Raw genomic sequence first — 21,072 nt, 5'->3', positions numbered from 1 at the left:
GTGACCGTGCAGAACGACGGCCACCTCTCCCCGCTGCCGCTCGACGACGACCTGCGATCGCTCGAGCCGCACGAGCGGGTCCGACCCGGCGACGGAGCCGGTGCGGGCGCGCTCGCCGCGTGGGGCGGCCCCCTCGGCCGGCACGCCGTGGTCGGCCGCCAGCGCTTCTGGACGCCGCTGCGCGTGATCATGCTGTTCGCCGGGATCTTCCTGGCGTTCGGCTTCTTCTCCAAGGCCGCCTGCCTGGAGACCACCCATCCCACCGACGGGTCGCAGCCCGGCCTCAACTGGGACGGTCGGCAGTACTACAAGGCCTGCTATGCGGACCCGCTGCCGCTGTACTCGGCCGAGGGCCTGGACACCGGGGCGCTGCCCTACAAGTACTCGTGGATCGCCGAGGGCGGCGAGGTCCGCTACATGGAGTACCCGGTGCTGTCCGGGATGTTCCAGTACGTCACGGCGCAGGCCGCCCAGGCGCTGCACGAGATCTTCCCCGGCGGGCCGCTCGAGGTGGTCACGTACTTCGCGCTGGGTTGTGTCCTGCTGGCGTTCATGTGGATGGTCGCCGTGTGGGCCACCTACCGGTCGGCCGGCCGGCGGCCCTGGGACACGCTGCTCATGGCGGCCAGCCCGCTCGTGATCTTCCAGGCCTTCACCAACTACGACCTCATGGCGGTGATGTTCGCCTCCGTCGCGTTGCTGCTGTGGGCCCGCCGCCGCCCGGTCTGGGCCGGCGTCGTGCTGGGGCTGGGCGTGGCGGCCAAGCTGTACCCGCTGTTCCTGTTCGGCGCGCTGCTGGTGGTGGCGATCCGCCGCAGGCGGTTCGTCGAGCTAGGGAAGGCCGCGGCCGCCGCCGTCGTGGCGTGGTTGGCCGTCAACCTGCCGATCATGGTCCTGTTCCCTGACGGGTGGCGGGAGTTCTTCCGACTCAACTCCGATCGGCCCGCCAACCCCGAGAGCATCTACGTCGTCATCCAGACGCTCACCGGCTGGCAGGGCTTCGACGCGGGTCGCGCCGCCGGGGAGGCCCCCGCGACGCTGAACACCGTCTCGTTGGTGTTGTTCGCGCTCGCCTGCCTGGCGGTGCTGGTGATCGGTCTGACCGCGCCCGTGACCCCGCGCGTGGCGCAGTTGGCGTTCCTCATCGTGGCGTTCTTCCTGCTCACCAACAAGGTGTGGAGCCCGCAGTATTCGCTGTGGCTGGTCCCGCTCGCGGTGCTCGCCGTGCCACGCGTGCGCCTGCTGCTGACGTGGATGGCGTTCGACGCGCTGCTGTGGGTGGCGCACATGTCGTACTTCCACGGTGTGGCCAACAAGGGGATCGGCCCCGAGCTCTTCCACCCGCTCGTGCTGGTGCGCGACCTGCTCGTCCTCGCCGTGTGCGCGGTCGTGATCCTCGAGATCTACCGGCCCCACCTCGACCGCGTCCGCATGACGCATCAGGGCACGCCCGAGGGACCCGACCCACTCGCCGGGGTCCTCGCCGATCCCGGGGAACGACCGGTCACCCGTGCGACCCCCTCAGACTCCGGTGGGACACAGCCCGCCGACCCCGAGACGAAGGACCCGATCCGATGACTACCAGCGCCATGATCTGGATGTTCCTGTGCATCCTGGTCGGATTCATCTGCATGGTGACCGCCGCCGGCGGCTACCGCGCGGGGTGGCGTCAACCCGTGTGGATCGGCTGGACCGTCGCGGCCTTCCTGTTCCTCACCGTGATCCCGGTGGCGCAGGCACTGACGATCGGGCTGCAGCACGGCTGACGCATCCCGCCGCGTGCATCCCCGCCGCGTGCGGCCCCGCCGCGGCGACAGCCCGAGGGGTCAGCCGCACAGGTCGAACGGCTCGGTGTCCGGGAAGTACCGCTCCCACTCCTCGCCGGTGAGCTGGACGCCGCCCGCGCAGGCCTCGCTCACCACGCGGTCGGGGTCGAGCTGCCACATCCACATGGCGCCCTCCGCGCCCACCGCGAGCAGTCCGCCCGCCGGGGAGGCGCTCCGGCCCTGGTAGAGCAGCGGGTCGGTGGTCGAGCCGAGCACCGCCCACGGTCGCGGGTCGGACGGGTCGGCGACGTCGATCACCGTCACCTGCCCGGTGCTGGAGGTGAGCAGGAGCAGGTCGTCGTCGGCGGAGAACGCGGTCCAGTAGATCTCACCGGGTGGCGCCGTGAACGAGGCGAGCTCGGCGGGCGCGGCCGCGTCGGAGACGTCCCACAGCCGGACGGTCTTGTCGCCGCCTGAGGTGGCGAGCAGCGGGGAGTGGTGGGCGTACCCCGCGGACGGCGAGGCGCCGATCCCGGTGGTGAGCCGGTGCGCGACCGACGGGCGGTCGGGATCGGTGGTGTCGAGGATGACGGTCTCCGGGCCGAGGGTCGGGACGACGAGCTGCCGGGAGTCGGAGGAGAACTCGGCGACCACACACGGGTCGGGCAGCGGGACGGTCACCCGCAGTGCGGGGCGGCCGGGATCGGTGACGTCGACCAGGCCGAGGTCGGGGCTGGTGTCGCTGCACACGGCGAGCGTGCGGCCGTCGGGGCTGAGCGGGCTGGCCACCACGACGCCGGAGGTGACGGGCAGGCTCGCGACCGACCGGGTGGCCGGACCGTAGGGCGCGGTGAACACCTCCACGCCGCCGTCCGCCAGGCCCGCGTAGACGACCCGCCCGTCGGGCGACATCGCCACGGACCCGGAGAACCGGGTGTCGTCGCCGGGGATGACGCGGCCGGTCTCGCGTGGGACGGGGCCGGTGGTGTCGACGACGGTGTGGTGCATCTCCGCGGCGGTGACGCCGAGCACCCCGGAGGTCCGGTCCTGCGAGGAGGCGGTCTGGAAGATCGAGTTGGACTCCGACGCGGCCCCGAGGCGTCCCAGCGGCCAGAGCCGGACGAGGCCGTCGACCGAGTACGTCACCAGGTGGTCGGAGTCGGTGAACCGGACGCCGGTCGCGACCTGCGAGGCGGGTAGCTCGGTGAGCACGCGCCCGGCGGGGTCGTAGACGCGGACCCGCTCGTCGGACCCGGCGGCGGCGAGTCGGCCCCGATCGTCGAAGGCCACGTCGTTGACGTAGGCGTTCCATCCGGTCAGCTTCGGCAGCTCCCGCGCGCCGGCGAGCTCCGCGATGCCCGACCCGTCAGCGCCGGAGCCCCCCGCGCCGCTGCCCGGGAGCTGCCACATCTGCACGGTCCGGCCGGTGGTACCGGCGGCGATGCGGCGGCCGTCCGGGCTCACCGCCAATGCCAGCGGCAGCGCGACGGGCCCGGTGTCGAGGGCGGGTCCGCGGCGGGCGGGCCCCTCGGCGTGGGCGTCGACCAGTGTCTTGATCCCGGCGGTCCGGTTGGCCGCGAGCAGGGTCCGCGAATCGGGGAGCCAGGCCAGCGATTCGACGGGCTTGGCGACCTCGGCGCCGGGGTCCGGGACCGCCACGCGGGCCCGCTGGTCGGTGACGGCGGGGGCGCCGCCCCGCGTGGCGAGCGGCCAGCGCAGGACGCGGCCGTCGCCGGTGCCGGCGGCGAGGGTGGCGCCGTCGGGGGAGAAGGCGACGGAGTGGAACGGGCCGGTGTCGGCCTCGAGGACGGACAGGGCGGTGGGCACGGCGGGGTCGCGGAGGTCGACCAGGTGCACCCCGCCCTGCCCGGCGGCCGCGAGGACCGAGCCGTCCGGCGAGAGGTCGGCGGCGTACAGCTCGTGCCTCGGACCGGCACCCAGCGCGAGGGAGGCGTAGGCGGCCGTGTCTCCCGGGCGGAAGAGCCGCAACACGCCGTCGGAGCTGATGGCGGCGACGCCCGCACCGTCGGGCAGGGCCACGACTCGCCCGGAGCCGGCGGCGGCCTCGAACCGTAGCGGCACGTCGGCGCGGCTGGTGTTGAGCAGGGCCGATCGTGCCTCGGTGGTGGGATGGATCCGGTAGGCGGCCAGCGCGAGCGCGCGGCCGAGCCCGGGGTCGCGGCTGAACGCGGTGGTCGAGGACACCGATCCCGAGCGCGACAGGGCGACGTCGCGGGTGTGGCGGGCGTCCGCGCCGGCCCGGAGCGCGAGCACACTGGCGACCAGGGCCAGTACGGTCACCACCGCCAACGACGCCGCGAGCCCTGTCAGCGCGCGGATGCGTCGGCGGTCCCGCCGGGCCACGGAGCGGTGATGGGATTCCGCGGCGGCGAGGAACTGCCGCTCCGATTCCGCCAGGTGGGAGCTGGCGACCTCGTCGTCGTCCCTCCATCTCACGTAGTCCGCGGTGGCCGAGGCAGGGGGCAGGGCGGCGTCGGCGCGGCCGGAGTCCTCCCAGTCGGCGGCGGCGGCGCGCACGCGGGCGAGGACGCGCAGGCCCTCGCGGTCCGCGTCGATCCAGTCGACCAGGCGCGGCCAGGAGGAGAAGAGGACCTCGTGGGTGGGGGTGACCGAGTCACCGTCCACGGTGAGGAGGCCGGCGTGGGCGAAGGGGGTGGCGACGACGAGGAGGTCCTCGGACAGCTCGGCGAGTGGGGCGTGGCGACGGACGGGTCGGGCGGAGCGGACGTCGACGAGCCGGAGGAAGAGGGCCCGGCAGTTCGCCCGTCCCGCCCGGTCGAGTTCCTGGTAGACGGACTCCGCCGACGCGCGGACGGCGCCTTCGACCCCGCCCGAGGAGTAGTAGTCGTCCACGGTGATCCGGCGCCGCCGGCTGCGCTCCCAGCACACGAGCAGCACGTGGGACAGCAACGGCAGCAGCGAGCGCTCGTCGGCGCCGGCGTGGGTGGGGGCGACCGTGTCGAGCAGGAGGTTCACCAGCGACGGCTCGACCGTGTAGCCGAGGGACCGGGCGGGCTCGACGATGATCTCGGCCAGCTGTTCGCGGCTCGGCGGGCCGAGCACCACCGGGTCGTCGAGCGCGTCGCGGAGGAGCGGTTCGGCGAGGGCGGACTGGAAGAAGTCGGCGCGCAGGGCCAGGACGGTCGGGCGGCCGGCCGCGGCGCGTCGGCCCAGCTGGTCGAGGATCGCAGAGCGGCGGCCGGCGTCGAGGTCGTCCGCCCAGATCTCCTCGAGCTGGTCCACCACCAGGAGGCTCGCGCCGTCGGCGGACTCCGCGGTGACGTCGGTCGGCCGGACGATCACCACGGATGCGTCACCGGGGACGCCGCCGCCCGCGCCGCCGGCGATCCAGCGCGGGGCCAGGCCCGCGGCGAGCAGCGAGGACTTGCCCGACCCGGACGCCCCCACCAGCATCAACGGGCGGACCCGCGGCGAGGCCAGCCGGCCGAGGATCTGTCCGACCTCCGCCTCGCGGCCGTGGAACAGCGGCGCGTCACCCGCCAGATAGGGACGCAGTCCGACGTACGGGCTGCCGGTGTCGTCGGGCTGGGGCACCGGTGTGCGGTGCACCGGCCGGGTCGGCTCGGTGATCCCTCCCCCGGGACGGTCCCGGTCCGCCGTCGTGGCCCGGCCACCCGGCGCGGCCGCCCCCGTGGACCGGCGGGCGGGACGTCGCGGCCCCGGTCGGGACCGGACCCGTTCGACGGCGGCACGCCATTCCGCCATGGACCCGGCGTCGTCCACGCCTAAGAGCCGGAGCATCTCGACGAGCGTCGACTCGCTGGCGCGGGTCGGTACGTGCTGGCCGGAAAACCATCCCGAGGCGGTTCCCAGGGACAGTGAGGGCACCAGGCGGACGACGTCCCGGACCGACAGACCGGCCCCCGCCCGGAGCGCGGTGAGGGCGGCCCCGAGCTCCTCCCGTGTCCGAACCTGAGAGGGTGCTGATCGACCGTCGGCGTGATCGCCGGGCCCGCGGGTTGTCTCCACGGTCAACATAGTACGGCCGACCGCCGCCTGTGCGGGGCGAGAAGGCGCAGGAAAACCAGGCGTTTCATGCGAACGTACGACGCGACCGTACGGACTCGTCCGGACATCTCGCCCCGAGTCGACGGTGGTCGTGCGAGTCCTCAGGATGAACTCACATTCATCTCATCGGGGGCATCATGACGGCAACACTTCCTTTTCCATCCGCCGCGAACCGGCCGGACCTCAGCGACCGCGAGGTCGAGGTCCTCATCGCCTGGCTCGCCTCGGACAGCAAGCGGGAGGTCACCGAGCGGCTGTTCCTGGCCGACTCGACGGTCAGTACGTACATCCAGCGTGTGCGGTCCAAGTACGACGCGGTGGGCAGGCCCGCGCGGACCAAGGTGCGTCTACTCCTGCGCGCCGTGGAGGACGGGTACGTCCGGCTCGACGATCTGTGAGGGCGCGGGCTGCTCGCGGCACGGTCCGAGACCGACGGGGATTTCGTCAGCCGAGTTCGGGCGGGGTAGCCTTGAGCGGTTGCTGACGCAACGACCCTCCTGCCACGGAGACACCGTGGCCGAATCTGTAGTCCACAGGAGGTGATGAGGTCCCATGCGTCAATACGAAGTGATGGTCATCCTCGATCCCAGTCTCGACGAGCGCACCGTGGCGCCGTCGCTGGACACGTTCCTCAACGTGATCCGGCAAGAGGGTGGGTCGGTCGACAAGGTCGATGTCTGGGGGAAGCGCCGCTTCGCCTACGAGATCAACAAGCTCAACGAGGGCATCTACGCCGTCGTCCAGCTCAAGTCCGAGCCGGACGCGGTCAAGGAGCTGGATCGTCAGCTCGGTCTGAACGAGAACGTTCTCCGCACCAAGGTGCTGCGCGCCGACAAGTGACCCGGACTGTCCGACCACCCCGGTACTCTGGGCGCGGTCGGTCGGCCTCCGATCACCATCCACACCAGGCCTGAAACACGGAGGACAAGCGAATGGCACAGGGCGACACCCCCATCACGGTGGTCGGGAACATCGTCGCGGACCCCGAGCTGCGGTTCACGCCGTCGGGTGCCGCGGTGGCGAACTTCCGGATCGCCTCCACGCCGCGTCGCTTCAACTCGCAGACCAACCAGTGGGAGGACGGCGAAGGCCTGTTCCTCACCTGCAACGTCTGGCGGCAGGCGGCGGAGAACGTCGCCGAGTCGCTGCAGAAGGGCATGCGCGTCATCGTCAACGGCCGGCTCCGGCAGCGGTCGTACGAGACCCGTGAGGGCGAGAAGCGCACGGTGTACGAGGTGGAGGTCGACGAGGTCGGCCCGTCCCTCAAGTACGCCACCGCCAAGGTGACCCGCACCAACCGCGAAGGCGGCGGGGGCGGCGGTTTCCAGGGCGGCGGCCAGCAGGGTGGCTACGGCGGCGGTCAGTCGCAGGGCGGCTACGGCGGCGGCCAGGGCCGCGGCCAGCAGAACGACGACCCGTGGGGCAGCGCCCCGCAGGCCGGCGGTTCCGGTGGCTTCGGCGGCATGGACGACGAGCCCCCGTTCTAGATCGGGTCGATTCCCCGGGGCGCTGCCGGCGTCCCACCCCACAAGCATGAGACATGACCTCGCGACAATCCGGCCCAGGTCGGGTCCGTCGGAGGAAAGAAAGGTAGACGGATCATGAAGCTGATCCTCACCGCCGACGTCGACAAGCTCGGTGCGCCGGGCGACATCGTCGAGGTCAAGGGCGGATACGGTCGTAACTTCCTGCTCCCGCGCGGGATGGCCATCGTGGCCACCCCGGGTGCCGAGCGCCAGATCGAGTCCATCAAGCGTGCCCGCGAGGCCCGCGAGGTCCGCGACTCGGATCACGCCAACGAGCTCAAGCAGAAGCTCGAGTCGATGACCGACGTCAAGGTCGCGGTCAAGACCTCCGACACGGGCAAGCTGTTCGGCTCCGTCACCGCAGGTGACGTCGCTTCGGCCATCAAGGCCGCCGGCGGCCCCACGCTCGACAAGCGCTCCGTGGAGATGCCCAAGGAGCACATCAAGGCGACCGGCAGCCACAACGTCGTCGTCGACCTGGGTCACGACACCACCGCGCGCGTCGCGGTCGAGGTCGTCCCCGCCTGATACGCCGCGCAGGGCCCCGGTCGTCACAGTGACGGCCGGGGCCCTCGCCATTGTGGACGGCCTGTGGATAACTAGTTGGAAAGGCTAGGGTCCGGTGGGTTCTCAAATCCGTCGCGTTCATCTTTCGTTATCTATTGTGTCCCGGTTTGTGACGTGATACACGTGGTTCTCCACGAGGCCTCCGACCTGCATTGATACCGGTGACCTGCGGTTTTGCGCGAACTGACCTGGTCTTTCCACCGGTTCTCCACAGTGATACGCCCATCGGCCCTGCGTAACCCCCAACCATTCACAGTTCTCCACAGACGCCCTCTCGCAAATGTGGAGAAGCCTGTGGATAACTGCGGGGGCGCGACTCCGGGTGTCTCGTGTCGGTGCCCTACAGTGAAGGGGTCGCTCGCCGGTTCCCAGTCGGGACCGGGCGGGCGGCCGAGTTCGACAGTGAAAGAGGAGCGGTCATGGCGCAGGCGGGATACGACGGTCCCGGCGAGCTGCCCCCTCCGCCCGACGAGGGTGGCGGCGGCGAGTTCGGCCGTACCCCGCCGCAGGATCTCACCGCCGAGCAGTCCGTGCTGGGCGGCATGCTGCTGAGCAAGGACGCCATCGCGGACGTGGTGGAGGAGATCCAGCCGGGTGACTTCTACAAGCCGGCGCATCAGGCCATCTATGACGTCATCCTCGACCTGTACGCGCGCGGGGAGCCGGCCGATGCGGTGACCGTGGCCGCCGAGCTGGATCGCCGCGGGGATCTCCGCCGCGCTGGTGGCGCTCCCTATCTCCACACGCTCATCTCGACCGTGCCCACCGCCGCCAACGCGGGGTACTACGCCCAGATCGTCGCGGAGAAGGCGGTACTGCGTCGTCTGGTCGACGCGGGCACCCGCATCGTGCAGTACGGCTACTCGGGGTCCGAGGGCTCGGACGTCGCCGAGGTCGTGGACCGGGCGCAGGCGGAGATCTTCGAGGTCACCGAGCGCCGCACCACCGAGGACTACGTCATCATCGAGGAGCTGCTGCAGCCCACGATGGACGAGATCGACAACATCCATACCGCGGGCGGTCTCGCACAGGGTGTTCCCACGGGGTTCGCGGACCTCGACGCCGTGACGAACGGCCTGCACGGCGGGCAGATGATCATCATCGCCGCCCGCCCCGGCGTCGGTAAGGCCCTCGGCCTGGACACCGTCCTGCCCACCCCGGACGGTCAGACCACCATGGGCGAGGTCGCGGTGGGTGACCGCGTGCTCGGCGCCGACGGGCAGCCCACCGAGGTCGTGGCCGAGACCGAGGTGTGGGAGGACCGTCCTTGCTTCACCGTGCGGTTCAACGACGGCACCGAGCTGGTCGCCGACGCCGAGCACGAGTGGCGCATCGAGATGGGCGGCACCGAGCAGATCGTCACCACCAAGTCGCTGGACACGCTCATGCTGGTCTGCGACTTCGGCATCGTCGTCCCCGAGCACCCGGACTCCGGACGCGCGGCTCGGCTCATCACCGACGTGCGTGGCGCCGCGAGCGTGCCGGTCAAGTGCATCGAGGTGGCCGCCGACGACCACCTCTACCTGGCGGGTCCCACCGCGATCCCGACGCACAACTCCACCATCGGCCTGGACATCATGCGGTCCTGCTCCATCAAGCACGGGCTCACTTCCGTGGTGTTCTCGCTGGAGATGAGCCGCACCGAGATCGTCATGCGTCTGATGAGCGCCGAGGCGCGGGTCAAGCTGTCCGACATGAAGTCGGGCAAGATGAGCGACGAGGACTGGACGCGGCTGGCCCGGCGGATGGGCGAGATCTCCGAGGCGCCCCTGTTCATCGACGACTCTCCCAACATGACGATGATGGAGATCCGCGCCAAGGCCCGTCGGCTCAAGCAGAAGCACGACCTGCGCCTGATCGTGGTGGACTACCTCCAGCTGATGTCCTCGGGCAAGAAGGTCGAGTCTCGTCAGCAGGAGGTCTCGGAGTTCTCCCGTCAGCTCAAGCTGCTGGCCAAGGAGATCGACGTGCCCTTGATCGCGATCTCGCAGCTGAACCGTGGGCCGGAGCAGCGTACCGACAAGCGGCCGCAGGTCTCCGACCTTCGTGAGTCGGGCTCGCTGGAGCAGGACGCGGACATCGTCATGCTGCTGCACCGCCCGGACGCCTCCGAGCGCGACGACCCGCGCGCCGGCGAGGCCGACCTGATCCTTGGTAAGCACCGTGGCGGTCCCACGTCCACGATCACGGTCGCGCACCAGCTCCACTACTCGCGCTTCGTGGACATGGCGCGCGGGCTGTAGCCACTTGTCGGTTCCCAGCCAGAGTGTCCGTCCCAAATCGATCGACCTGCGCGTTATCACGAGCCTGTCATCCGTCGATTCTCACTCAGCTGACATCATCCTCGTCAGTGACAGCCGAGACTCCGCGGCTGCTCAGAGACCAGCAACGGAGGCAAGTGACTCCGCCGGCACCTATCGCGCGGGCGACCGCCCGATCTTGCCAGGAATTGTATCGAGCAGGTCCGACAGGACTACGGACGCGCCATCGCCCGCCTACGCTTACCCGCGACCCTCGCCGGCCGCGTGACGTTCGTCAGGGGGGAATGGCTTTGGATAGACTCGAACGGCATACATGGCGTACCACATCGCGCGCGAAGCCCGTGACCTTCTCTCGTCACGGGGGCTCCAGGCCTCTGTCGCATGAAGTGTTGAGGTTTAGATCCGAATCTGAATATGCGCGCAGGCCCCCCTCAACGTAGAGCAAACCCTATAGTGCATTGCATGATCGCCGATGCAGTTGCCACTCTGGCCCCTTTCCCGTCGCTTCCGGAAGTGAAGTGGTCTACCGATCCGATCGAGGACAACGTGTCATCCGATTCCGAGCTGTCTGCTGCGTTGGTCACGCTGGAGGGCGCCACCATCTCGTCCCCAATCCATGTTCTACTTTTCCACCGGGGAAAGTTTCTCGGAACTGCAACGGACCAAGCCATCCCCGGAGTGCAGTTGCTCGACAACGCGTCGACTAGTACGGAAGTAGCAATCGCATTCAAGGAATTGGGGACGCCCCACGCAGGCCAGCCGACCTGGACCGGGACAGCGACATTTCGGTGGCTGGACAGCCGTGTATACCGGTCCGGCGAGCTTCCCTACGGCATCACATCGTCGTTCCCGCGCCGCGGTGACGGTAAGTAGTTCGAGACGGTATGCCTCGGCCGGGCACGTAAGGACAAGGCTTGACGACATCTCAATACGTGTCTCTAAAATTTGCCCGGTTGGGGATACCGACTCAACCAAATTGATCCCGCTCAACTGACGGGCCTGATCCGGTGTTGTGTCAATCGATCGATTACTTGACTGGGCAAACAACCGTTGTCAGCCATAACAGACCGGACGTGTTGCTTCTGGTCACTTTCTGAGGCGATTCCAGCGGCGGTCGAAAGCAGGTCAGTCCAAACTGCTGCGACGTCACTAGCGATCTCCCTTACAACTACCGTCGATGCGAGGTAGACGTTCGAATTCGCCACAGGTGCATGCTGCGGATCCACCGACGACTTGTCCGCCAGAATGACCGCCGGGCTGCCTGCCGGAGGGTGGTCCGATCCTCGGTCCGCCGCCAGCTGGTCCAGCTGGGTGTTGGCCTGACGCACGTCCTTAAGCGGTAGGAGGCCGTTACTGTCCTCCTCGGACTTTGCCTCAATAGTCATCCACATAGCAACGCCCCAACACCATGCGGAGTCGCACCTGCCTTGACCCTTTGGTTTAGAGGCTTCGGCTCCGAGAAAGGACCCTAGGGCCGTCAACCCACGTTCGTACCTCGAAGCCTCATCCTGATTTAGAGCGTCTTGCATCTCACTAAGGTCACTCTTAATCTGCTTCACCCTTAACTGCCCACGGAGCCTAGCGACTACGCTGTTAACAGCTGCGATGTCCTCTGGAGCGGGCGGAGCCTCGTCGGCCCCAGGAAGCTCTGGCATCTCTTTCAGCCACGTACCCCGCTTGGCCGCGAGAGCCGCTTGCCGGACTAGCTCTCGCGCGCGTGATCGCTGAGTCTCGTCCTGTGCACCAAGGTGAAGCCAAACGCCCGCAAGGTACAGCAGCAGACCACGGTAACCGCGAGTCGCCTCTGGGCCGACAAGGGGCACGGCCTGCTGTAGTTTTTCACTGGCTCCAATCCAGTCGCCGCCGAAGGCGAGCTGCCAAGCCTCAACTTCCGGCGCAGCAGCTTTACCGAGAGCGTCTGCCCCTGGGGCCTCGACTTTGATGGCGTCCTGGCGGAACTCGGCCACCATCGGCTCGCCCAGCTTTCGCCAGTCAGATGCGTGCTCGAGGAACATCTCGACGTTTTCGACTACCTCGTCGGGTTCAGCCGCCTTACTGTTTACCCAACCGAACTCGACTTCAGCTTGCAATTCCGGTTCGAGCGCCTTGAGATTCTCGGTTCTCGAAAAGTACTTCATAATATCGGGCCCGAGAACGATTACCACAGCGAAGTCGTTCGGCCCCCGAGTGCATCGGCCGGCGCCCTGCACGATGCGGGTTCTCACACGTTCCGCCAGCGCTGCATTAGAGTCTGCCCGCTCACTCAGAAACTGCTCTTGGAGACCGACAGCATCCGGCTTCCCGCTAAGAACGACTATCCGGCAAGAGTCTCCTGGTAGATCGAGGCCGTCGTAACGATTGGCTAGTCCGAGTACGCCAGTCGGCGCCTCGGCGAAAGACTCCAAGCCAGATTGCTCCAGGTCGCGCTTTCCCATAACGGGAACGCCCTCGCCCGCCAATTCAACTGCAAGTGCCTCCGCGTTAGCGACAGTTTGCTGACTGAGCACTAACGCCTTGTCGGTGAGGCCAATAATTCTCTTTGTCAGCCCCACAGCATCACCCCCCTCGACCAAGTCCGGAAACACAAAGAGCCGCCGCCCAGAGCGAGGGGGTGTCTTGGTCGGAAGAGGCATCCGCAGAATTGTCTGCCTCCCGAAGGCCCTTTCCAGCTCACCACCCGAGCCGAGAGTCGCTGACAAGTAAACGCGCTGCCTGGACCGAGCGAAAACGCGATTGTCATAGGTCGGTGGAACCATCGGCCGAATTTGGATGCCACCGTACGAGAGGTAGACGGCGCAGGCTCCTAACCCCGAGCGGACCATGGCCAGCTTGTACGAGTGAGGTTGGGGCAGGCCAGCTAGCGCTGCATCGAGGCCAGCTAGGGCTGGCTGGTTGACTCCCGGTAAAATTAGGCGCACTTGGTGGTGAGCACCTGGGTCGGGTTCGCCCTCGAGTCGCTGAATTAGGAGTGGACTCAAAAACGGTTTCAACGCATCTAAGACATGAAGGTAAGCACCCTCATCGTCGTGGCGACGGATAGTGATGGCGTACTCATTCCCGACAAACTGCTCACCAGCGTGAGCGTCGTCGAAAATCAGTAGCCGAGCCTCGGGCAACTTCGGCCTACTGTTGAAGATTGAGCTATAGGTCGTAATTCCGATGGCCTCGCCGCCTTCGACGAATGCCTCGTCTGCCGGTGCCCAGTCCCTCGCGGTTCCGATCAGAAGCGCGGCCGGAACCCCCTCCCGAGCGGCCGTCGCCGCGACCTGGCGGGCCAACTGCTTTGTGGGTGTGGCATAAATGACGGGCCCTTCGTCTTCTCTTCGCACCCACTCTCCTATGAGCAACCCTGGCAGCGTCTTGCCAGTCCCTGTGGGCAACTCGAGCGCCAGATCCGGTGTCTCCCGATGATTCTCGGCATAGGCTCTAATCACGTCGCCCTGGTGCAGCCATAGAGAATCGACAGCCGAGGTGGTGCGCGGCAGAGCTCCGCTGAGATACAACTCTTCAGGCGAAGAAAACTGCTGGCTAGTCCGCCTAGGTTTACCTACAAATGCCATATTGACCGATCTCCGCCTGTCGAATTTTCGGACGCCTAGTGCTCGGTTCCAATCTCTCGATTGAGGTCGAATCGGAACCCTGGCTTCATGATATCCGGCCCGCGCGAAACGTCGGCAGGCCCGCTTTCGAGACGCAGGGGCGGTGGGACTATGTAGTCGGCAGCCCTATCTGTAGTTTCACCGTCCTCGATGTCCTGTAGGTGCCGGCCGGGCGGGAAGTCATTGTCAGCTCTACCGACTCCGCTTCGCTCCGCCATCGACTCCTGTGAGCCCGACGGGCGAACCGACAGCGGAGCCCTTGAGGTCGCCTGCCAATTGTCCGCGCAGTCCACCGTGGTCGACGGCCTTTCCGCCAGCGGCGCCGTCAGCATGTCCTTCGCTATCGACCCGGCCGAGGCCCAGAGAAAGCTCATCAGCATCCGCAAGCGCGTATACGACGACTCGGCCGTGGTAACCAATGAGATCGTCGAAAATCCCGCTCGCACCGCTGCAGCGCACATCAGTGGAGACGAGGACAGCTGGTTTCATGCTCAGTACGCGAACCAAGTCACCGGCCTGAACCTCACCCTGACCGGCACCGATAGCCTCGACTCGACCAAACAGTTCCTCACTCGGGCCGGCCTGCTGGCCTAACCGCCGGCCGCAGCCTGGCGGATGCGACCGCTCGAGCGCCTAGCCCCGCTGATTCACGGGCCGGTGTAACTGCTGATGTCGGGTGACGGCGGGCTTGTTTTCGCGTGTGGGCGTGCGGGGGTGCCGGCTGGCGCTGCCGGTGGGCGGGTCTCCGGGTGGTGCTGTCGTGGGCGGGCAGGCGGGGTCAGGCTGGTTTGGGGATGGCGGCGATTGTGTTGAATACGGCGACGATGGCGGCGGCCCACGGCCAGGTTTCGGGGATCTTCACCCGCCGCCTGCGGCCGCTGTGGACCAGTCGGGCCGCGGCGTGGAGGAAGCGGTAGCGCAACGCTTTGGGCTCGCACAAGGCCAGAACTGCGGCCGCGCCGGTGCAGGCCAGCATCCGCGTCCAGGCCACGAGATCCGCGGCGATCATCACCGCCACCAGCCATGCCTGATTGAGAGCGAATTCCCGTGAGGGAAGCCGGCCGAGCCCGGTGTCTTTCGCGTGGCGGATCCGGTCCTCAACCCGGGCGTGAGCCCGATGCCTGGCCTCGAGGAACTGCAGCTGACCAGTGATGGTGTTGGTCACGAACGCCTGGTAGCGCCACCCGTCGATCTCCTCGAACATCGACAACTGGGCGCCGGGGTGGGGCCGTTCGCGGCGCACGATGACCCGCATCCCGTCCGGCCACTTCGCGAGCATCCTGGAGGCGAGCAACCCGGTCAGCTCAGCAACTTCAGCCCCGTCGCGGATGTCGCCGGAGGGATTCAACGCTGGCCCCCACGCAGCCTCGGGAGCGATCGCAATGGCCCGGCGCAACGGGGCGGTGACCGAGAACCCGACCGAGTACTCCACCCGTCGACCGCGGATGCCGTTCTGTTCGGTGATCCAATCCAGAAGGTCATGGGAGGCACCGGCGCCGTCGGAGCGGATCAGCAGGTCGCGCCGGTGAGCGGCGGGGATCTGGGCGATTGCTTGGCCCAGGACGTCGATGTGGTCGGCGGCGGTGTTCGACCCGGCGTTGCCCGGGCGCAGGCTCGCGGCGAGGAACTCTTCTGTGTTGTCGCACCACACGCCGATCGGGTGGTAGCCGAAGGTGCGCTTGTACGTCGGCGCGGCGTTCTCTTTCTCGCTGTGGGTGACCACGATGGTGGCGTCCACATCGAGCACGATCGTCGATCCGAGGTCCCGACCTGCACATTTGGATGCGGGAACCCCGCCGGGCAGGTGGGACCACACGTGACGCCGGGTACGGGCCCGCGCGACTTGGATCTTCTTACGCTTGCCGGCAGTGATCTCGTCCAGGGTCCGCCACACCGTCGGTGCTGAGGCCACCGGGCCCAGGGCCCCGGATTGGTGGCGCAGGACGTCGATGTCGGAGATGGCTTCGCCGCCATCGGCGAGCATCACCGCGACATCGGTCAACACCCGGCCGCGGTCATGGATGGGGATGAATTGTCGGCGAGCCATGGCCCCTGACAGCTCGGTGGTCAGACCGACCTGATCAGCCAGAAGGCGTGGAGCGATGGCGCCGGCGTGAGAGATCACCCCGACACCATCGGCAGTAACGGACAGACCAGCCGACCACGAAGTACGCTTCACCTACCGAGTGCTTTCTGCTTGAGGACCTGGAGCTCTAGACAAGTCCCAGTTTCCCCTGTTCAGGAAGCACTTCGGTCTATTTTCGCCCAGCGATCCGCAGATTCCCATGAATCACCCGGGCTAGGAGACTGCTGAACAAGCTGCGATCCTGGCACGCCCGGTGTGCGTGAAGGTCCGGTTGGCCGTCGCGCGGAGTGTGGGGCTTGAGATTTCTGGGTTCGGCGAAAGGTTCGTGGCGCCCACCGCGGGTTGTTCGAGCCTCTGCTGGGGCGGGAATGCCTGGCCCCGGCCCGCTGATCAGGCCAGGGCCCAGGTTCCGTTCTGGTTGGTCAGTCCCATGGCGAGTAGTCGGCGCAGGTTGAGGGCGGCAACGCGGTGGTGGAGCCAGGTGTTGTTCTTCTCGACCCCGCGGTACGGCACACGCCGAGCGCCTCGGGTCAGCCAGGCGATCGAGCGTTCCACCATCGGTCGGTGCTGGCGGTACACGGTCTTGAAGTCCTCATCGCCGGCCCGCTGGCGGTGCTGGCGTTGCAGCAGGTGGTGCTCGCCGAGCACCACTTTGCGCCCCGTGGCTGAGGTGGTGCACCGCTGACGCAGCGGGCAGCCACGACACGCCGCCCCGAAGGTGGCATTGCCCTTGGCAGAGAGGCCACGGGTGATGTTGCCGGGGCAGGTCAGGGTGCCCGCCACGGCGTCGAAGGTGAAGTCATCCAGGGTGAACCCGCCCTCGACCGCGGGCCGCAGCGGCCACGGCTTGACCAGGGGCAGCCACTGCTTGCCCGCCAGGGTGTGCAGCATGTCGCCGCTGGCATAGGCGGAATCGCCGAGCACCTCGACCTGCTCACCGTCATCGACGGTGGGATCGGCGGTGACCAGCCCCGCACCGACCGCGGCATCGGAATTGCTGGGTCCGTTGGGTTTGGTCAGGGCGCACATCGTGGTCAGGCCGGTATCGGGCTCGACCACGATGTGGGCCTTGAACCCGTCCTGGCGGCGCTGCCGGGTCTTGTGGGCGTGGCGGGCATCGGGGTCCACGGTGGAGATCACCCGATCAGGGGCGGTGCGGCGGGAGATGCGCCACCGCCCGTCAGTGCCATCTGAATCCTCAGCCGGCTCGACATCCTGGCCGGCCACCAGCGCCAACAGGGCGACCGCTTCGGCCGGCTTGCCGCCGGCGGCGGTGATCGCCTGAACATCGAGTGCCGCCAACAGCGCCAACGCGTCTGCGACCAGCGCGGAGACCAGCTCGTCTCGGGCGGCCTGGTCGTCCCAGGCGATGCGCGGCTTACCGGCCTCGGAGTAGTCCTGCCCGCACACCGCCGCCAGCCGGGTGCACTCGGTGGCGATCAGGTCCTTCGCCCCGGGCACCTCGCGGCCGACCCGGCGGATCTGGGCGATGAGCTGGGTGATCGTGTCCTGGCGGGCGACCGCGTCATCCAGGACCGTTGAATCCAGCGCCCGGCGGGTCTTGGCCTTGACCGCACCGGTCTCGGCGATGACCTGGCGCACCACCTCGAAGATCCGCTGCGGTCGGTCACTGGCCGCCAGGCGGCGCCGCCAATAGGTCAACGTCGACGAGTTGAAACCCTTCGCATCGACCGGATACCCGCAGGCGGCCTTCCACCGCAGATCGAACGTCAGCGCGTCGACTGCCTCCCGGTCTGAGTGACCGAACAGTGCCTGGAGCACGATGACCGAGGCGATCACCTCACCCGGGATCGACGGTCGGCCCCGACCCGAGGGAAACAGGTCGGCGAACAACTCGTCCGGGAACAGCCGATCACGGTGCTCGGCCAGCAACGCGAACACGCTGCCCTCCTCGAGCAGATGCCCCGCCACCGACTCCACATCCAACAACTCACGCTGCCGATCCGACTCGCCCTGCATGACCCACATCATTTCAGGGCCACCCCAACTCCGCGGGCCGGACACGCACTTTGTTCAGCAGTCTCCTAGGTGACGCTGCCTGACACGGTCTGGTGCCGAAGGTCGCGGCTCGCCAGCAGCCCGGCAGCGAAGTCGGCGACGCGGTCGGCCTCCTCATCAGTGAGGTCAAATTCTCGTCCACCGATGACCGTGCGAGCTGGGCCAAGCGGCTCGAGGCCGAAAAGAAGCCGCGTGGTGGCCGTTAGCGCCGCACGATCGGCTATCTCAGCAGCAGTGCAGCCCAGCGCGGACGCGATCTCCTCCAGCTGGGTTCGACTGACCTCAGCCGTACGCTCAGTGCGGCCGCGGGCGGTAGGAACTCTGCCGCGTTCCCAAATACTGAGTTGCCCATTGCTTACCCCAACGGCATGGGCGAGTTTGAGTTGGCTGACACCGCGTTCGGTGCGGGCGGCGCGGATGGCTCGACCCAGTGATCGGGCCTCGTCGGGAGTCACTGACTATCCTCCGTTGCGCGCCGGACCGTAGCGACGACGGACCAGTGTCCGTCGCACTCGGACGCACCGACGACCTCCACGAACGAACGTTCACCGGGGGCGCAGCTCGCCACGCGGCGGTCGAGGTCAATGAGAGCATGCAATTCACTGGGGCCTGTACCCAGGACGTAGGCATCCATAGTGGCCCTAGTGTGCCTCGTTGAACCCGCCGACAGGGGCTAAAGTTGACATCACTAGCTAGGACATGGTCACCCTCGATGTCCCCTGAATGGCGCGTGGGTTTGTCCGACATGGCAGCTCACCAACAATTCGGTATGTCCCGAGCTCGTAGCCCTGCGGAGGTCGCTGGTCAAGAGCACCGATGCGTGGACCGCTTTGCTCTGGATATGCGCCCCGCACCCTGACCTGGATGACCAGTCCCCGCTGCAGTGGGCCGAAAGTGGGCAGCCGGCAGACATGGCCGAGATGTTTGCGGGACACATTGCTTCCCGCTGGGCACAGTAAACCAATGGATGCGCGCAAGTAGTCTCAACAACTGAGCGCCCGACCGCTGAAGCTGGGCGCCAATACCTGGAACACGGCACCGGGTCGAGATACCGCTATGCGGTCTGGGACCATATCAGTGGTGCCGTCTACCCTCTTTTTCCTGGTGAGGCGGTACTGCCTGTAGCAAGTCGGTAGGCAAGAAGTCTAATCAAGAATGAAGGATCCCCGTGCCACACAGCTCCATCAACCACTCTCGAATCGTGGCGCTCATCTGGAACATCGCTGACGATGTCCTCCGCGACCTTTATGTCCGGGGCAAGTACCGTGACGTTATCCTTCCTTTCACGGTCCTGCGTCGCCTGGACAGCGTCCTTGGCCCGACGCGCGACGCAGTGATGGCGATGAAGAAGATGCTGGATGAGGCGGGCGTCGCCGACCAAGACGCACCGCTGCGGGATGCGGCCAAGCAGGATTTCTACAACACCTCGGGGTTCTCGCTTCAGGACCTTCGCCACGTGGCGAACTCGACTCGCCTTAGGCAGAACTTCGAGGCGTACCTGGACGGGTTCTCGCCCAACGTGCAGGAGATCATCGACAATTTCGAGTTCCGTAACCAGCTACCTCGTCTCACGAAGGCTGACGCGCTCGGTGCGTTGATTGAGAAGTTCCTCGCTCCAGATCTCGATCTCTCCCCAGCGGGGATGGACAACCACGGGATGGGCACGGTCTTCGAAGAGCTTGTGCGCCGCTTCAACGAGGAGAACAACGAAGAGGCCGGCGAGCACTGGACGCCGCGCGACGCCGTCCGACTCATGACCCGGCTTATGTTCGAACCGATTGCTGACGCCGTCCCGTCGGGCACGTACCGCCTGTACGACGGCGCTATGGGTACCGGTGGCATGCTGACCGTTGCTGAGGAGACACTGCATCACCTGACGGAGTCGTCCGGCAAAAAGGTCTCGACCCACTTGTACGGGCAGGAGATCAATGCCGAGACGTATGCGATCGCGAAGGCCGACCTGATTCTCAAGGGCGATGGCAAGGCTGCAGACAACATCGTCGGCGGGCCGGAGTACTCGACGTTGTCAAACGACGCGTTCGCGGGCCAGGAATTCGACTTCATGCTTTCGAACCCGCCGTACGGCAAGAGTTGGAAGACCGACCAGGAGAGACTCGGGGGCGCGAAGAAGATCATCGACCCTCGGTTCGTCGTGACCCACAACGGCGACAGCGAGTACTCGCTTGTCACGCGCAGTAGCGACGGGCAGCTCATGTTCCTCGCGAACTTGATCTCGAAGATGAAACAGGAGACCGAGCTGGGCTCCCGCATCGCATCGGTACATAACGGATCGTCGCTGTTCACGGGCGACGCGGGCCAGGGCGAGAGCAACATCCGCCGGTGGATTATTGAGAACGACTGGCTCGAGGCAATCGTCGCACTGCCGCTCAAGATGTTCTACAACACTGGTATTGCGACCTACGTGTGGGTTCTCTCCAACCGAAAGGAAGAACGCCGCAAAGGCAAGGTGCAGCTCATCGACGCGACCAGCTGGTACACGCCGCTCCGCAAGAATCTCGGCGAGAAAGGTGTCGAGGTTGGCGTTACCGACGCCGACAAGGTGCTTGAGGCATTCACTGCGTTCGACAAGTTCGAAGATTCTGATCGCTCCAAGGTGTTCGACGGTATCGACTTCGGCTACAACAAGATCGTTGTCGAGCGTCCGCTGCGCATTGCCGGCGTGGACCCGAACCGCATCTACACCGCGAAGGAGATCAAGCAGCTCAAAGAAGATGGCGTGCGCGATGAAAGTGCGCCGCCAGTCATCAAGAAGGCTCTCCCCTACACGGCTGTACCTGACCCGCTACACGGACGGTACGAGGCCGTCATCGCTGGTCGTACCCGCGTTGTCGAGTACGAACCTGACACCGAGCTTCGCGACACCGAGCAGGTGCCGCTGACGGAGCCAGCTGGCGAACACACGAGTGGGATCGAAGCCTTCTTTCGACGTGAGGTGACGCCCTATGCGCCGGACGCCTGGATCGACGAATCGAAGACCAAGATTGGCTACGAGATCTCTTTTACTCGCCACTTCTACAAGCCTGCTCCGATGCGCACTCTCGCTGAGATCCAAGCGGACATCCGCGCTCTAGAAGCAGAGACCGATGACCTGATCGCCGAGATCGCGGGTGAGGGGTAATGACAGTGTCATTCTTTAATCTTCCGCGGGTGGATAGGTCGGCGGATGCGTGGGAAGCT

15 protein-coding genes are annotated in these 21,072 nt (G+C 66.8%); 10 read left to right on the top strand and 5 right to left on the bottom strand.

Annotated features, from left to right (window positions below):
• Both C3V38_RS05850 and C3V38_RS05845 read left to right on the top strand, forming a co-directional pair.
• Nucleotides 1-1,578, top strand: a complete 1,578-nt coding sequence (locus C3V38_RS05850) for a glycosyltransferase family 87 protein (RefSeq protein WP_106385281.1) — start codon at nucleotides 1-3, stop codon at nucleotides 1,576-1,578.
• Nucleotides 1,575-1,766, top strand: a complete 192-nt coding sequence (locus C3V38_RS05845; protein ID WP_043567330.1) for a hypothetical protein — start codon at nucleotides 1,575-1,577, stop codon at nucleotides 1,764-1,766. The genes C3V38_RS05850 and C3V38_RS05845 overlap by 4 nt, the downstream gene beginning before the upstream one ends.
• Before the next feature lie 60 nt (nucleotides 1,767-1,826).
• Here the strand turns inward: C3V38_RS05845 and C3V38_RS05840 are convergent, their stop codons facing one another.
• Nucleotides 1,827-5,777, bottom strand: coding sequence for a hypothetical protein (locus C3V38_RS05840; protein ID WP_129591169.1), 3,951 nt, complete (start codon nucleotides 5,775-5,777; stop codon nucleotides 1,827-1,829).
• A 176-nt stretch (nucleotides 5,778-5,953) separates the two neighbouring features.
• On the opposite strand from C3V38_RS05840, the gene C3V38_RS05835 reads away from it, so the two are divergent.
• The 6 genes from C3V38_RS05835 to C3V38_RS05810 all read left to right on the top strand — a co-directional run bounded on the left by C3V38_RS05835 (nucleotide 5,954) and on the right by C3V38_RS05810 (nucleotide 11,043).
• Nucleotides 5,954-6,214 carry a LuxR C-terminal-related transcriptional regulator gene (locus tag C3V38_RS05835; protein WP_007632073.1) on the top strand — a complete coding sequence of 87 codons (261 nt, stop codon included), beginning with the start codon at nucleotides 5,954-5,956 and terminating at the stop codon, nucleotides 6,212-6,214.
• A 154-nt stretch (nucleotides 6,215-6,368) separates the two neighbouring features.
• Nucleotides 6,369-6,656 carry a 30S ribosomal protein S6 gene (rpsF, locus tag C3V38_RS05830; protein WP_007632072.1) on the top strand — a complete coding sequence of 96 codons (288 nt, stop codon included), beginning with the start codon at nucleotides 6,369-6,371 and terminating at the stop codon, nucleotides 6,654-6,656.
• A gap of 92 nt (nucleotides 6,657-6,748) precedes the next feature.
• Nucleotides 6,749-7,303: a single-stranded DNA-binding protein gene (locus tag C3V38_RS05825; protein WP_106385279.1), complete on the top strand. Its 555-nt coding sequence runs from the start codon at nucleotides 6,749-6,751 to the stop codon at nucleotides 7,301-7,303.
• 114 nt (nucleotides 7,304-7,417) lie between these two features.
• Entirely contained in the window at nucleotides 7,418-7,870 is a 453-nt protein-coding gene (rplI, locus tag C3V38_RS05820) for a 50S ribosomal protein L9 (RefSeq protein ID WP_063972775.1), read from the top strand.
• A gap of 458 nt (nucleotides 7,871-8,328) precedes the next feature.
• Nucleotides 8,329-10,152, top strand: coding sequence for a replicative DNA helicase (gene dnaB, locus C3V38_RS05815; RefSeq protein WP_106385278.1), 1,824 nt, complete (start codon nucleotides 8,329-8,331; stop codon nucleotides 10,150-10,152).
• A gap of 480 nt (nucleotides 10,153-10,632) precedes the next feature.
• Nucleotides 10,633-11,043: an LppP/LprE family lipoprotein gene (locus tag C3V38_RS05810; protein WP_254426093.1), complete on the top strand. Its 411-nt coding sequence runs from the start codon at nucleotides 10,633-10,635 to the stop codon at nucleotides 11,041-11,043.
• Nucleotides 11,044-11,156: 113 nt separating this feature from the next.
• Here C3V38_RS05810 and C3V38_RS17355 read toward each other — a convergent pair whose 3' ends face one another.
• On the bottom strand, nucleotides 11,157-13,673 hold the full coding sequence (locus C3V38_RS17355; RefSeq protein WP_129591168.1) for a DEAD/DEAH box helicase: 2,517 nt from the start codon (nucleotides 13,671-13,673) through the stop codon (nucleotides 11,157-11,159).
• Nucleotides 13,674-14,045: 372 nt separating this feature from the next.
• On the opposite strand from C3V38_RS17355, the gene C3V38_RS05805 reads away from it, so the two are divergent.
• Complete coding sequence (locus C3V38_RS05805; RefSeq protein ID WP_106385276.1) at nucleotides 14,046-14,363, top strand: hypothetical protein; 318 nt, start codon at nucleotides 14,046-14,048, stop codon at nucleotides 14,361-14,363.
• A gap of 184 nt (nucleotides 14,364-14,547) precedes the next feature.
• Here C3V38_RS05805 and C3V38_RS05800 read toward each other — a convergent pair whose 3' ends face one another.
• From C3V38_RS05800 to C3V38_RS05790, 3 genes are all read right to left on the bottom strand, one after another.
• Complete coding sequence (locus tag C3V38_RS05800; protein WP_106385275.1) at nucleotides 14,548-15,948, bottom strand: IS1380 family transposase; 1,401 nt, start codon at nucleotides 15,946-15,948, stop codon at nucleotides 14,548-14,550.
• Between the two features lie 297 nt (nucleotides 15,949-16,245).
• Nucleotides 16,246-17,835 carry an IS1182 family transposase gene (locus tag C3V38_RS05795; RefSeq protein WP_106386378.1) on the bottom strand — a complete coding sequence of 530 codons (1,590 nt, stop codon included), beginning with the start codon at nucleotides 17,833-17,835 and terminating at the stop codon, nucleotides 16,246-16,248.
• A 65-nt stretch (nucleotides 17,836-17,900) separates the two neighbouring features.
• Entirely contained in the window at nucleotides 17,901-18,329 is a 429-nt protein-coding gene (locus tag C3V38_RS05790) for a helix-turn-helix domain-containing protein (protein ID WP_106385274.1), read from the bottom strand.
• Between the two features lie 746 nt (nucleotides 18,330-19,075).
• Here C3V38_RS05790 and C3V38_RS05785 point away from each other — a divergent pair.
• On the top strand, nucleotides 19,076-21,013 hold the full coding sequence (locus C3V38_RS05785) for a class I SAM-dependent DNA methyltransferase (protein WP_254426092.1): 1,938 nt from the start codon (nucleotides 19,076-19,078) through the stop codon (nucleotides 21,011-21,013).
• Nucleotides 21,014-21,072: the final 59 nt, after the last annotated feature.

This window comes from Dietzia sp. oral taxon 368 (assembly GCF_002999155.1).
In the GTDB taxonomy this organism is placed as follows: Bacteria; Actinomycetota; Actinomycetes; order Mycobacteriales; family Mycobacteriaceae; genus Dietzia; species Dietzia cinnamea.
Note: the sequence above shows the minus strand (reverse complement) of the source record. Positions and strands in the feature narration are given on the sequence as shown.